Below are 13,639 nucleotides of genomic sequence, written 5' to 3' on the forward strand. Positions count from 1 at the left end.
GATGCTGAACATACGGACTGTCGCCGTGATTGGCAGCGGCACGATGGGCGCAGGCATTGCCGAAGTGGCGGCCAGCCACGGTCATCAGGTTCTGATTTACGACATTTCTGCCGACGCCATTTCCCGCGCGATTGACGGCATTCGTCAACGCCTCGCGTCTCGGGTAACGCGCGGAAAGCTTTCTGCGGACGCGAGCGGACAGATCCTCGCCCGACTGCTTCCGGTGACGGATATCGGCGCGCTGGCATCGGCAGATTTGGTTATTGAGGCGGCCTCCGAACGCCTTGACGTCAAAAAGGCACTGTTTGCGAAACTGTCGGAAATCTGCCCGCCGCAGACGCTGTTGACCAGTAACACCTCATCCATCTCCGTCACGGCGATTGCCGCTGATATTCACCACCCGGAGCGCGTCGCCGGACTGCATTTCTTTAATCCGGCACCGGTGATGAAGCTGGTGGAGGTGGTCAGCGGGCTGGCGACGTCGCCGGAAGTGGCAGACGCGCTGTGCGAGCTGGCGCTGAACTGGGGCAAGCAGCCCGTTCGCTGCCAGTCAACGCCGGGGTTCATCGTCAACCGCGTCGCGCGTCCGTTCTATTCCGAAGCCTGGCGCGCGCTGGAAGAGCAGGTGGCCCCGCCGGAGGTGATTGACGCCGCCCTGCGCGAAGGCGGCGGTTTCCCGATGGGGCCGCTGGAGCTGACCGACATGATTGGTCAGGACGTGAATTTCGCGGTGACCTGCTCGGTGTTTAACGCCTTCTGGCAGGAGCGTCGTTTTCTGCCTTCGCTGGTGCAGCAGGAGCTGGTGCTGGCAGGAAGGCTGGGCAAAAAGAGCGGGAAGGGCGTCTACGACTGGCAGGGTGACAAACCTGCCGTGCAGTGGGTGCCAGCCGTGAACGACAGTTACAGCCCGATGCGCGTAGAAAAAAGACGTGACGGTGTCACCGAAATTGATGATGTGTATCTGATTGAAACGCAGGGGGAAACCGCGCAGGCGCTGGCGCTTCGGCTCAACGGCCCGGTGGTGGTGGTGGACCGCATAGAGCACGACGTGGCGGTGATCGCCGCCGCCGCCAGCAACCCGCATACCGCGACGCAAAAGGCCATCCGCTACCTGCAACAGCAGGGACTCCGGGTGGTGCAAATTGCCGATTATCCCGGCCTGCTGATCTGGCGGACGCTGGCGATGATTGCCAACGAGGCGCTGGATGCCCTGCAAAAAGGGGTCGCCAGCGAGAAGGACATCGACACGGCCATGCGTCTGGGCGTGAACTACCCGAGCGGGCCGATCGCCTGGGGCGAGCGCCTGGGGTGGCAGCGCCTGCTGACGCTGCTGGAGAACCTGCAGCGCCATTACGGCGAAGAGCGCTATCGCCCCTGTTCACTGCTGCGCCAGCGCGCGCTTCTGGAGAGTAGCTATGAGTCATAACGCCTGGCATAACGCCCGCGCGATGTACGAACGGGACGCCTGCGCGCAGGCGATGGGGATGGACATTGTCGAGATGGACGAGGGCTACGCGGTGGTGACCATGACCATCACCCCGCAGATGCTGAACGGCCACAAAACCTGCCACGGCGGACAGCTATTTTCGCTGGCGGACACCGCCTTTGCCTACGCCTGCAACAGCCAGGGGCTGTCGGCGGTGGCCTCAGGCTGCTCGATTGATTTTCTGCGTCCGGGCTTTGCCGGGGACAGGCTCACCGCCACCGCGCGGGTGATGCATCAGGGCAAGCTGACGGGCGTGTATGACATTGAAATCCAGAATCAACAACAGAAAACAGTCGCCCTTTTTCGCGGGAAATCTCACCGCATCGGCGGCAGCGTGACAGGAGAAGCAGATGCGTGACGCATTTATATGTGATGGCGTTCGAACCCCGGTGGGGCGCTACGGCGGCGCGCTTGCCGCAGTCAGAACCGACGATCTCGGTGCCGTGCCGCTGCGCGCGCTGCTGGCCCGCTATCCGCAGCTCGACCTCGAGCGGATTGATGATGTGATCTTCGGCTGCGCCAACCAGGCGGGGGAAGATAACCGCAACGTGGCGCGCATGTCGTCCCTGCTGGCCGGGCTGCCGCAGACGGTCTCCGGAACCACCATTAACCGCCTGTGCGGGTCGGGGCTGGACGCGATTGGTTTTGCTGCCCGCACCATTAAGGCGGGCGATGGCGACCTGCTGATCGCGGGCGGCGTGGAGTCGATGTCCCGCGCGCCGTTTGTGATGGGCAAAGCCACCGCCGCGTTTCAGCGTCAGGCGGAAATCTTTGATACCACCATCGGCTGGCGATTTGTGAATCCGCTCATGCATCAGCAATTCGGAACTGACAGCATGCCGGAAACGGCAGAGAATGTAGCTGAATTGTTAAATATCAGCCGTGCCGATCAGGATGCCTTCGCCCTGCGCAGTCAGCAGCGTACCGCGCAGGCGCAGCAGAACGGCATTCTGGCGCAGGAGATTGTGCCGGTACAGGTGCCGGGTAAAAAAGGGGCGATCACGGCGTTGAGCGTGGATGAGCATCCGCGCGCGGACACCACGCTTGAACAGCTTGCCGGTCTGAAAACGCCGTTCCGTAAGAACGGGGTGGTCACGGCGGGAAATGCCTCCGGGGTTAACGATGGCGCTGCGGCGCTGATCGTCGCCAGCGAGAAGATGGCGCTGGCGCAGGGGCTCGTCCCGCGCACGCGGATCGTGGCGATGGCGACCGCAGGCGTGGAGCCACGTCTGATGGGGCTCGGCCCGGTACCTGCCACCCGCAGGGTGCTGGAGCGCGCCGGACTCAGCATTAACGATATGGACGTTGTCGAGCTTAACGAAGCGTTCGCCGCGCAGGCGCTGGGCGTGCTGCGTCAGTTAGGCCTGTCGGATGATGCCGCCCATGTCAACCCGAACGGTGGCGCGATTGCGCTGGGCCACCCGCTGGGAATGAGCGGTGCCAGACTGGCGCTGGCTGCGAGCAACGAACTGCACCGACGCGGCGGGCGCTACGCGCTGTGTACGATGTGCATCGGTGTGGGTCAGGGCATTGCCATGATCCTTGAGCGTGTTTGAGCATAAAAACAATGTGAGTTCCCTACAATGACAAATACAACAAAGCTTGATCCGATTGAAACGGCCTCCCTTGACGAGTTACAGGCGCTGCAGACCGCGCGTCTGAAATGGACGCTGCATCACGCCTACAACAACGTGCCGATGTACAAACGCAAGTTTGACGCCGCGGGCGTTCACCCTGACGATTTCAAAGAGCTGGCGGATATCCGCAAATTCCCGTGCACCACCAAGCAGGATCTGCGGGATAACTATCCGTTCGATACCTTTGCCGTACCGATGGAGCAGGTGGTGCGTATTCACGCGTCATCCGGCACCACCGGCAAACCGACCGTGGTGGGCTACACGCAGGGCGACATCGACAACTGGGCTAATCTGGTGGCCCGCTCCCTGCGCGCCGCTGGCGGCAGCGCGAAGGACAAAATTCACGTGGCGTATGGCTATGGCCTGTTTACCGGCGGGCTGGGGGCGCACTACGGCGCCGAGCGTTTAGGCGCGACGGTGATCCCGATGTCCGGCGGCCAGACGGAGAAACAGGCGCAGCTGATCCGTGACTTCCAGCCGGACATGATCATGGTGACGCCATCCTACTGCCTCAACCTGATTGAAGAGCTGGAGCGCCAGATGGGCGGCGATTCCAGCACCTGTTCCCTGCGCGTGGGCGTCTTTGGCGCCGAGCCGTGGACGCAGGCCATGCGTCGCGAAATTGAAAAACGCTTAGGCATTACGGCGCTGGATATTTATGGCCTTTCCGAAGTGATGGGACCGGGCGTGGCGATGGAGTGTATCGAAACCGCCGACGGCCCAACCATCTGGGAAGATCATTTCTACCCGGAGATCGTCAACCCGAACGACGGCACGCCGCTGGATGATGGCCAGCAGGGCGAACTGCTGTTCACCACGTTGACCAAAGAGGCGCTGCCGGTGATCCGCTACCGCACCCGCGACCTGACGCGTCTGCTGCCGGCGACCGCGCGCAGCATGCGTCGTATGGACCGGATCAGCGGGCGCAGTGACGATATGCTGATCATCCGCGGCGTCAACGTCTTCCCGTCACAGCTGGAAGAGGAGATCGTGAAGTTCGAACACCTTTCTCCGCACTACCAGCTGGAGGTGAACCGTCGTGGCCATCTTGATTCACTTTCGGTGAAGGTCGAGCTGAAAGAGAGCAGCTTAATCCTGACGCACGAGCAGCGCTGCCAGGTGTGCCACCAGCTTCGCCACCGCATTAAGTCGATGGTCGGGATTTCCACCGACGTCATGATCGTGAACTGCGGCAGCATCCCGCGCTCGGAGGGTAAAGCCTGCCGGGTGTTTGATTTGCGTAAAGCGGCGGCCAACGGTTAAAACACCTTATACCCCTCATCCTAACCTTCTCCCCAAAGGGGAGAAGGGACTGCCCGGTGCGGTCTTTTCCTCCTCTCATCTATGGGCAGAAAGGACTGCTCGGTACTGTCTTTTTCCCCTCTCCCCTATGGGGAGAGGGTCAGGGTGAGGGTCCTGTGCTATGATTCATCCAGGCCAAAAAACACAACAGAATGAATCACATGAATAAACTCGACGCCTTCATCCAGCACGCGGTCAGCTCCGTTCCCGTCAGCGGGACCTCGCTTATCTCTTCGTTATACGGTGATGCGCTTTCCCATCGCGGCGGTGAGATTTGGCTCGGCAGCCTTGCCGCTCTGCTGGAAGGCCTGGGGTTTGGTGAACGGTTCGTGCGTACCGCGCTGTTTCGCCTCAATAAAGAGGGCTGGCTGGACGTTTCCCGCATCGGGCGTCGCAGCTTTTACCGCCTGAGCGATAAGGGGCTGCGTCTGACGCGTCGTGCGGAGAATAAGATCTACCGCGCGGAACTGCCCGCCTGGGACGGCAAATGGTTATTGCTGCTCTCAGAAGGGCTGGATAAAACCACCCTTGCCGACGTCAAAAAACAGCTGATCTGGCAGGGGTTTGGCACGCTGGCGCCAAGCCTGATGGCCTCGCCGTCGCAGCATCTGGCAGATGTGCAGTCCTTGCTTCACGATGCCGGTGTAGCAGAAAACGTGATTTTCTTTGAAGCCCACTCGCCGCTGGCGCTTTCGCGCGCGGCGCTGCGTTCGCGAGTGGAAGAGTGCTGGCAGCTGACCGAGCAAAACGCGATGTACGAGACGTTCATCGATTCATTCCGCCCGCTGCTGCCGCTGCTGAAAGAGGCCGCGCCGGAGGAGCTGACGCCGGAACGTTGCTTCCAGATCCAACTGCTGCTGATTCACTTTTATCGTCGCGTGGTGCTGAAAGATCCGCTGTTGCCGGAAGAGTTACTGCCCGCGCACTGGGCGGGACAAAGCGCCCGACAGCTTTGCATTAATATCTACCAGCGCGTGGCACCGGGGGCTCTGGCGTTTGTCAGCGAAAAAGGCGAAACCTCGGTTGGGGAACTGCCTGTGCCCGGCACGCTTTATTATCAACGTTTTGGTGGTCTGAATACTGCGTAAGGAGAGGGTATGCCTGTTTATCAAATTGATGGTCTGACGCCAGTGGTACCTGACGAGAGCTACGTTCACCCAACGGCAGTGCTGATTGGCGACGTGATTCTGGGCAAAGGCGTTTATGTCGGCCCAAACGCCAGCCTGCGCGGCGATTTTGGCCGCATCGTAGTGAAAGACGGGGCGAACATTCAGGATAACTGCGTGATGCACGGTTTCCCGGAGCAGGACACGGTGGTGGAAGAGGACGGGCATATCGGCCACAGCGCTATTCTCCACGGCTGCATTATCCGCCGCAATGCGCTGGTGGGCATGAACGCGGTGGTGATGGACGGCGCGGTCATCGGTGAAAACAGCATCGTCGGTGCGGCGGCGTTCGTGAAGGCCAAAGCGGAGATGCCCGCCAACCATTTGATCATCGGCAGCCCGGCCAGGGCGATCCGTGAGCTGAGCGAGCAGGAGCTGGCCTGGAAGCAGCAGGGCACGCGGGAATATCAGGTACTGGTGGAGCGCTGCAAGCTGACGATGCATCAGGTAGAGCCACTGCGCGAGGTTGAGCCTGAACGCAAGAGGCTGACGTTTGACGAGAATTTACGGCCGAAGTCGGCGGTGTAGGACGGGAAGTTCGCGCCACGGCACTAACGGGAAGATGTTACCCCGCCCCGTCATGCTATAAATCCTCCGACACAGACTCATCACGATAAAGGACGCAGAGTTATGCTGAGAGGAAAACGCGCTGTTATCACGGGTGGCGGCGGGGGATTTGGTCAGGCGCTGTGCGTCTGGCTGGCGCGAGAGGGCGTTGACGTGGATTTTAGCGCCCGTCGGATCGAGGATATAGAAAAAACCTGCGCCCTCATCGCGGCTGAAGGGGGTGTGGCAAGAGGGTATCTTTGCGATTTAGCCCTGTCGGAATCCATTTCTGAGTTTGTTTCGCAGGTTTTAGATTCAGACAGGCCAATCGATATTTTACTACTGAATGCTGCTCAGTGGCTGTCAGGGACTATAGACGAACAATCGAGCACAGAAATCGTCAATACCGTCAGTTCAGGCCTGACAGGTTCAATCCTGCTCACCCAGGCGCTGCTTTCAGGATTGCGATGTTCAGACGGCGCAGACATCATTGCGATTATATCCGCATGCGGTATTCCGAACTTTACAGATTCCATTGCCCATCCCGCTTTTTTTGCCAGCAAACATGGAATGAGCGGCTTTATCACCAAACTGTCAAAACAATTGTCCCGGGAAAATATAAGGGTGACCGGCTTGTATCCACCCGATTTTGAACTTACCGGGTTAGACGCGCTTGTCGACGATCGCTCACGAATGGGGGAGCGCTTAATGAATGGACGATCTGTCTGGGAAATGGTGCGTTTTGTGCTCACTCAGCCCCGTAGCTGCCACATTGGTACCGTCTACTTTCAGGGGCCCACTCGCGAAGATCTGGAATGTCAGTTCTGAACCTCGTATTTTTGTATCCACCTCTCGATTTAGCAGAACAGGGACCACAGAGATGACGCGCTTTTACCAATTTACCGCTACCCGCCTTGATGGCCGACCGATCTCAATGGCCGACTATGCGGGTAAGGTGGTTCTGGTCGTTAATACCGCCAGCCAGTGCGGCTTCACGCCTCAGTACGCTGGGCTTGAAGCGCTATACAAGAAATACGCCGATCGAGGGTTAGTGGTGCTTGGCTTCCCCTGCAACCAGTTCGGTAAACAGGAACCCGGCGGCGCCGACGAAATCGCGAAAACCTGTTACATCAACTACGGCGTGAGTTTCCCGATGTTCGAGAAAGTCGAGGTTAACGGTAGCGCAGCGCACCCGCTGTTTCGTTATCTGAAAAACGAATTGCCCGGCGTACTGGGCGGGCGGATCAAATGGAACTTTACTAAGTTCCTGATTGGCCGCGACGGTAAACCTCTCAAGCGTTTTGCTCCAATGACGACGCCAGAAAAAATAGACCCTGCAGTTCATGCGGCACTGGAAATGTAAGGTTTCTGATAGCCGAACCTTTCTCCTTTAGAGCCGGTCGAAATACTCACACCGGAGAGAAGATAACGTCCGCTCTGTGTGCCTGACGGACTAAACGCTGTTTTTACCGCGTTGTGCCGGGAGCGGACGTTACGAGCTTATAAATTATAACGCTATTTTTTCGACAAGAAAAATGTTTCCTGGATTCGTTGGTTATTATCCTTCACTATTTTGTCTGATGCTTCTAATACGGACTTTAATAGTGAAGTCTCTTTACCAAGTTTTATGGACTGGGTATCTATTGTGAGATTGTACATCGGAATATTTTCAGCGCGATATACATTGTGGATCTTCAGTGTCAGTGTTGCAGGGACTTTTAAAGAAAGTTTGTCGCTAGTTGTTTTTTTATCATCGGATTTGTCTTTATTATAATCATCAATAATTGATTGGATCTCTCTCTTAATGCCGTCTTGATAAGAACCGACAGATAAATCGGTAAGCTTGAAGAGGGTTGAGTTATCACTGTCTGTTTTTAATTCAACATCAATAAATGCATTTTCACTATAAACTTTTCCTAATGATACATGACCGTTATCATTACTTAAAATGTTCTGTTTCTTAAACTCCAGATTTCCTGATAACATCGCAGATGATAACAACACTGACGCGCCAATGATTACACTTGATATGATGATTTTCATTTTTTTATCCTTGATAACTTAAATTCATTTTTTTGGGCGTGACGTTGTGCGTGAACCAGACTCACCAATAACTAACGCCATGTCCGTAATTGACTGTTTTTTGATCTAAAAATTTCGCTAAGAAAACCCTATCCCTCTTTTGACTCGTGGTATTTGAGAAAACATATCACTCCTTTGTTTGTTAGCATTTTGGAACCATATTACAATCTATTATTTTGAGTTAACACTGTTATTTTTTGTAACGCGTCAGCTAAAGGAAATGAAGATGCCAGTAGTGCGGTAAAGAGACAATTATTGTACTTCCAGAATCTGTCGCCAACACCTGGAGTTGGATGGCAGGCGTCCTGGGAGTGTCCCTGGCAAGGCATTCGCTCAACGCAACGAAAAAGGCCCCATCAGGGGCCTGGTCTGCTTTAACTATGGACTGCGTTTCGCCTGAATCAGAAGCGGTATTGCAGACCCGCTGTAATCGTATAGTTATGGTTAGAAATACCTGCCGCATCCCCACCAATAGAGCCGGAGTCACCAGTATTGGTATCAATAATCTGCGTACCGCCTTTACCTTCTTCATAACTGCTATAGGTAAATTCAGCAAAAACTTTGGCGTGCGGAGTAACGTAATACCCGGCATCAACAGACGCACCATAATAGCGGGAGTCTGTTGTCTTCTCGCGGAAAGTCAGATCGCGCATGTAGTGTTCGTCGTTATCATGTGCACGCACCCAGTCACTGAATTTGAACAGGGCATTAAATTCAAAGTCATTAAAGCGGTACTGCCCTGCAAGGCCGATGTAAGGCATAGAGAAACGCTGGCTATAACCAATACCGCGTTCGCCTGCCGGGAAGTTCCCCTGATAGGCGCCGTTATCATAATTATAAGTACCCCCGGTCGCCGTCCAGCTGAAGCGTGTTTCCTGATAACCTGCGGTTACGCCCGCTTTATAATTATCGCCCTGGAAGATCCACCCTTTTAGGTTGAGATCGTATTCATTGGCGTAGTTAACGTTAGTGGCAGGATGGCTTGAATGGTCTGTCCAGGAGGATTGTTTGGCGTTCATCCAGTCATAGTCATCCATATGACCTGAGCCTGATGCCAGGGATGTCCAGCCTCGAGCGTTCAGTGTCAAGAAGGCGTATGCATCCCAGGAAATATCGCCTTTCAAAATAGCGACATTTTTTATTTTCCAGTCCAGCTGGCTAACTTTTCTTCCTGTGACTTCGTCATAAACCATCTCGTGGGATTTTCCGCTCAGCATCCCGGCAGATGCTGAAACCGTGAAGCTTTCCGGTGAGAAATCCGGTGTGGCTTGTAAGGAACCTGCATATACTGCCCCTGAAAACGCGGCCATCATCATTCCCGCAACAATATTTCTTGTCATTTTTATTTCCCTAAAACAAATTAATCAATGAGTTGCAGGGGAATGTTAAAAGTCATACAAATAAGAATCAACTGCCAGTTTTGGTAATTTTTTATAATTTGACGTAAGGAGCAATATTTAACTTTGGGCCGCCTGAAGGAGGCGACCGCTAATATTTACATGACTACTGGCTTGATGCTAAACAACGGTCGTTTGCGGATAAAACGTTGTTTTTCACTGTAACCGGCGCCACAAACACATTCCGTTTACCCGCGCAGCCACGGTGTGATCGTCAATCCGGTCAGCAGTCCCTCCGGACTGAGCAGGCGAGTAACGGTCTGGCCCCACGGTTCGGTGCGGTTGGCCACCAGCAGGCGATAGCCTTTTTCACTCAGAATGCGGGTTGCCGAGTCCAGATCCTGAACCTCGTACTCAACCCATCCCTGCGGTATCGGGTACTCGGTGGGCCACTGTTCTTCTCCAAAGCAGGACGCAGCCGCCTGTGCGAGCGGCCAGATGGCGAAATGCTTCACGCCTGCCAGCTGGCCCTCTTCAGTGAGCAGGTAATCGGTATTCCCCTCCACCGGCTTCAGCGGAAGGCCGAGTGTCTGGACATAAAACGCGGTGCTGGTCTCCGTATCCCGCGAAATGGGCCCGAACCCGGCGACGAACAAGACATCAATTTCTGGTAACGTCTGCGACATATCCACTCCTGAATGAGGTGAGATTCACCCTGAATTTATCTTACGACCGACTGAAATACGACTCTCAATTCTGGTCTCGCATTCACCGTGCCTGCACGTCCACGACGGGTTTAAAATTCAGCGCGATGACGATCAGCAGCACGACTCCCGCACTCATGATCAGCCATGCGCTGGTCAGCGAGACCGTACTGTCACGAACGATCCCCGCAATCAACGGCATTAGCGCGGCAATCATATATCCACCTCCCTGCACTCTAGACAGTAACTTCCCGGCCTGCGCGGGCGTTCGCGCATGATCGAACGTGACGATGAGCGACAGTGGGAAGAGGGCGCCGATCCCGGTGCCAAGCAGCAGCGTGGATAATATAGGCGTCGTACCCGGCGAAAAGACCAGACACAGTAATCCCGCCAGCAGCAGCAACAATACGGCGATCAGCGGCACGCGTCGGTCGGGGAATTTGCCGATCAGTGCGGAGACAACAAACCCAGCGACAACCTCGGTTAACGTCAGCCAGGCCAGCATGTAGCCACTGCTCCGGGCGCTCCATCCCGCCTGAATATAGAGCGGCGGCAGCCAGGCCAATACCAGCGTATAGGCTCCTGTACCCACGCCGAAAAAGAGCAACAGTAGTGCTGTACGAGAGGGCGAGAGCGTAACGGTTTCGTGTGCTGTTTTTTCCCCTTGAGGATGCTTAACCAGGGTTAACCACAGCATCAGCGCCAGCAGCGCTAACAGCCCGGCCATTGCCAGCGCGGGCTTCAGCGTGAGCCATGAAAACAACGGCTCGGCGCTGGCGGCGGCGACTGCCGCACCGGCCATAATGCCCGTGCTGAATAGCGACATTACCGTGCTGGCCGTTTGCGTAAATTCCTTTTTTATCAGGGCAGGCATTAACGCCTGGATCATGCCTATGCTGGCCCCTCCCAGTAATGCGGTACCCATAAGGCTCTCTGATGAGGCGCTAAAACCGCGTAATAAACAGGCCACGAGCAGGATGAAGAGCCCGACCATAATTCCCCGTACGGCGCCGACTCTGGCTAAAAGCCAGGGCCCACATAAGGCGGTCAACCCCATCATCGCGACCGGCAGGGTGGTCAGCAAGCTGAATTGCGTAGCAGTTAGCCCTGCTTCGCGCTGCAGCACGGTAAATAGCGGCCCGACGGAAGCCAGAATTGGCCGCAGGTTAAGCCCGACGATAAAAGCGATAACGGCGAAGAGTAAAGGCGACGTGCGTTTCAACAGGGGATCCTTTTCAGTTGTGAATGGCCCGGGCAAATTGCGACGAGCATTTATCTTAACGTTAAGATAAAATATGTTTTTGCGTAAGATGTACCGCACAACAGGATAAATACCCACGTCACCAGGAGTGAAAATGAAAGACCATGTAGACTTCGTTGTCGACCAGTGGAGCAGCGCCATGCCGGAGCTGGACGCCTCGTCGATGAAAATTTTTGGCCGCATGCTCCGGCTGATGAAGCATCTGGGAAAGGAATGGGGGGAGGCCATGGCGCAGTTTGGCTTTCGCGAGGGCGAATTCGACGTGCTCGCCACGCTGCGTCGCGCCGGAGAGCCTTATTGCCTTTCGCCTACGGAGCTGTACAAATCGTTGCTGATCACATCGGGTGCGATGACGAACCGGGTCAACCATCTGGAAAGGCAGGGGCTTATTCAGCGCGTTGCCGATCGCGCTGACAAGCGCAGCACGCTCGTCAGCCTGACACCCCACGGGAAGGATCTTATCGAAAGGGCGCTGATTGTTCATACGCAAACGCAAAATGCACTCCTGAAAAACCTGTCGGACGCTCAACGTGCGCAGCTTGAATCCCTGCTCAGGGAGTTACTGCTGGCGTTTCCGCCTGAGGAACGGGGTGACAAGCCACTGAGTGACGATAATAAAAATCTGCATGATTAAACCTCACAAAAAGGGAATGTATGTCTTTACCGCCACTGTACGCCCTGCGCGCGTTTGAAGTTGCCGCGCGGCTTAACTCCTTCAGCAAAGCAGCTGAAATACTGAATATCACACCGGGCGCGGTCAGCAGGCATGTCCGGACGCTTGAAGAGTGGTTTGACTGTGCGCTGTTTAAACGTCAAGGTCCGCGAGTAGAGGTCAGTGACGCCGGGCGTATTCTGGCCGGACAGCTGAGCGAAAGTTTTTCGAATATTGAGTGGGCCTGTCGCGCGTTCAGAAGTGAAAACCACCTTCTGCGCCTTAAAGCGCCCAGCACCCTGACGATGCGATGGCTTCTGAATGTGCTCAAATCCTTTCGTGAGAACCATGCAAAACCTAAAATAGAAATTGCCAGCGTCTGGATGGACTTCGACACCGTTGACTTCAGCCGGGAGCCATTTGATTGCGCGATCCTCCTCGGGAATGGCTATTTCGGCGAGTCAACGGAGAGCAGCTTGCTTTTCAGCGAATGGCTTATTCCGGTTTGTACTCCGTCTTTGCTCGAATCTGCCCGGCATCAGCTCGCGAAGTGCGATCTTATCCATCCTTCACCGGACAGGCGGGACTGGAAGCGCTGGCTGAAAAGAACGGGGTTATTCCCCGGACTAGACATGGGCGGCGGGATTGTGTTCGACACCCTGGAGCAGGGAAGTCTCGCCGCCATGAACGGTCACGGCGTGGCGATAGCTGACTTAAGACTCACGCTGGAAGCCCTGAAAAGCGGGCTGCTCGCATTGCCCTTCAGGGAGGCCATCGCGACAGGGGACGGGTACTACCTGGTCTGGCCGAAAAATTCGCTCAGAAGACAGAGCATTGAACGTCTGCTGGCGTGGTTTAACCTGAATTTGCCGGTTGTTCCTTCTCTGGATATCGTCCGTCTTGAGCATAATGAAAAACAGCTTTTTTAAATTAAGCAGGATATTCCTTACGGGATATCCTGCTTAATTAATAAGTTTATGCGTAGGGAATATTGGCCATATTCTTATATCTTTCCGGCAGGGCGCTATTCAGGTTAAGTAATTTATCCAGAATATAAAGCGCGGGCGTCCCTTTTGCGCGCTCTGCATCGATCAGCGCTGCGCGCAACACATTGGCTGCCGAGGTCATTTTACGGAAGTAATCCTCTGATTCCGGCGTTTGTACTTCACCCGATTCGGCATACCGCACCCGGGGCCAGTCCGTGAAGTCAAGCAGGGGGAGGGTTCCATCTTCTTTGGGTAAATGGGCAGAGAGCAGCTGCTCAGCATTACCGGGGGCGCTATGAGCAAACGAGAGCAGATGCAGTCGATGTATCAATGGCGAGAGCGCCTCTGAGCGATTCTTTTCTGACGACAGTAAAGTGATTAGCGCAGATATATTTCCATCAGCGGTATTTTTTTCTGGTGAAAGGGCTTTCATTAAATGAAATAAAACATCGAGTGTCATAGGCGCTCCATATACGCACA

General features: G+C 55.4%; 15 protein-coding genes. 10 read left to right on the forward strand and 5 right to left on the reverse strand.

What is annotated here, in order from left to right:
* Position 1 precedes the first annotated feature (1 nt).
* From paaH to N2K86_RS10320, 8 genes are all read left to right on the forward strand, one after another.
* The gene (gene paaH, locus N2K86_RS10285) at positions 2–1,426 is read left to right on the forward strand and encodes a 3-hydroxyacyl-CoA dehydrogenase PaaH (protein WP_260661413.1); all 1,425 of its coding nucleotides are present in this window, start codon (positions 2–4) and stop codon (positions 1,424–1,426) included.
* The gene (paaI, locus tag N2K86_RS10290) at positions 1,416–1,844 is read left to right on the forward strand and encodes a hydroxyphenylacetyl-CoA thioesterase PaaI (protein WP_260661414.1); all 429 of its coding nucleotides are present in this window, start codon (positions 1,416–1,418) and stop codon (positions 1,842–1,844) included. Before paaH ends, paaI begins: the two co-directional genes overlap by 11 nt.
* On the forward strand, positions 1,837–3,042 hold the full coding sequence (gene pcaF / locus N2K86_RS10295) for a 3-oxoadipyl-CoA thiolase (protein WP_260661415.1): 1,206 nt from the start codon (positions 1,837–1,839) through the stop codon (positions 3,040–3,042). The genes paaI and pcaF overlap by 8 nt, the downstream gene beginning before the upstream one ends.
* Before the next feature lie 27 nt (positions 3,043–3,069).
* A complete protein-coding gene (gene paaK / locus N2K86_RS10300; RefSeq protein ID WP_260661416.1) occupies positions 3,070–4,386 on the forward strand; it encodes a phenylacetate--CoA ligase PaaK in 1,317 nt (438 codons plus the stop codon).
* A gap of 191 nt (positions 4,387–4,577) precedes the next feature.
* Entirely contained in the window at positions 4,578–5,513 is a 936-nt protein-coding gene (gene paaX / locus N2K86_RS10305; RefSeq protein WP_260661417.1) for a phenylacetic acid degradation operon negative regulatory protein PaaX, read from the forward strand.
* Between the two features lie 9 nt (positions 5,514–5,522).
* Entirely contained in the window at positions 5,523–6,119 is a 597-nt protein-coding gene (gene paaY / locus N2K86_RS10310) for a phenylacetic acid degradation protein PaaY (protein WP_260661418.1), read from the forward strand.
* A gap of 102 nt (positions 6,120–6,221) precedes the next feature.
* Positions 6,222–6,965, forward strand: coding sequence for an SDR family oxidoreductase (locus tag N2K86_RS10315; protein WP_260661419.1), 744 nt, complete (start codon positions 6,222–6,224; stop codon positions 6,963–6,965).
* 52 nt (positions 6,966–7,017) lie between these two features.
* The gene (locus tag N2K86_RS10320; protein WP_248206010.1) at positions 7,018–7,500 is read left to right on the forward strand and encodes a glutathione peroxidase; all 483 of its coding nucleotides are present in this window, start codon (positions 7,018–7,020) and stop codon (positions 7,498–7,500) included.
* 152 nt (positions 7,501–7,652) lie between these two features.
* On the opposite strand, the gene N2K86_RS10325 is transcribed toward N2K86_RS10320, so the two are convergent.
* The 4 genes from N2K86_RS10325 to N2K86_RS10340 form a co-directional block, all read right to left on the reverse strand.
* On the reverse strand, positions 7,653–8,180 hold the full coding sequence (locus tag N2K86_RS10325) for a hypothetical protein (protein ID WP_260661421.1): 528 nt from the start codon (positions 8,178–8,180) through the stop codon (positions 7,653–7,655).
* Positions 8,181–8,620: 440 nt separating this feature from the next.
* Positions 8,621–9,535, reverse strand: coding sequence for an omptin family outer membrane protease (locus N2K86_RS10330; protein ID WP_407065283.1), 915 nt, complete (start codon positions 9,533–9,535; stop codon positions 8,621–8,623).
* 269 nt (positions 9,536–9,804) lie between these two features.
* Positions 9,805–10,242, reverse strand: a complete 438-nt coding sequence (locus N2K86_RS10335) for a VOC family protein (protein WP_260661422.1) — start codon at positions 10,240–10,242, stop codon at positions 9,805–9,807.
* An 82-nt stretch (positions 10,243–10,324) separates the two neighbouring features.
* On the reverse strand, positions 10,325–11,482 hold the full coding sequence (locus tag N2K86_RS10340) for an MFS transporter (protein ID WP_260661423.1): 1,158 nt from the start codon (positions 11,480–11,482) through the stop codon (positions 10,325–10,327).
* Positions 11,483–11,615: 133 nt separating this feature from the next.
* Here N2K86_RS10340 and N2K86_RS10345 point away from each other — a divergent pair, with 133 nt between their 5' ends.
* Together N2K86_RS10345 and N2K86_RS10350 are read left to right on the forward strand one after the other, a co-directional pair.
* A complete protein-coding gene (locus N2K86_RS10345; RefSeq protein ID WP_260661424.1) occupies positions 11,616–12,155 on the forward strand; it encodes a MarR family winged helix-turn-helix transcriptional regulator in 540 nt (179 codons plus the stop codon).
* 20 nt (positions 12,156–12,175) lie between these two features.
* Positions 12,176–13,102 carry a LysR substrate-binding domain-containing protein gene (locus N2K86_RS10350; RefSeq protein ID WP_260661425.1) on the forward strand — a complete coding sequence of 309 codons (927 nt, stop codon included), beginning with the start codon at positions 12,176–12,178 and terminating at the stop codon, positions 13,100–13,102.
* A gap of 46 nt (positions 13,103–13,148) precedes the next feature.
* Here the strand turns inward: N2K86_RS10350 and N2K86_RS10355 are convergent, their stop codons facing one another.
* The gene (locus tag N2K86_RS10355) at positions 13,149–13,619 is read right to left on the reverse strand and encodes a hypothetical protein (protein ID WP_260661426.1); all 471 of its coding nucleotides are present in this window, start codon (positions 13,617–13,619) and stop codon (positions 13,149–13,151) included.
* Positions 13,620–13,639 lie beyond the last annotated feature (20 nt).

This window comes from Enterobacter mori (assembly GCF_025244905.1).
In the GTDB taxonomy this organism is placed as follows: Bacteria; Pseudomonadota; Gammaproteobacteria; order Enterobacterales; family Enterobacteriaceae; genus Enterobacter; species Enterobacter mori_A.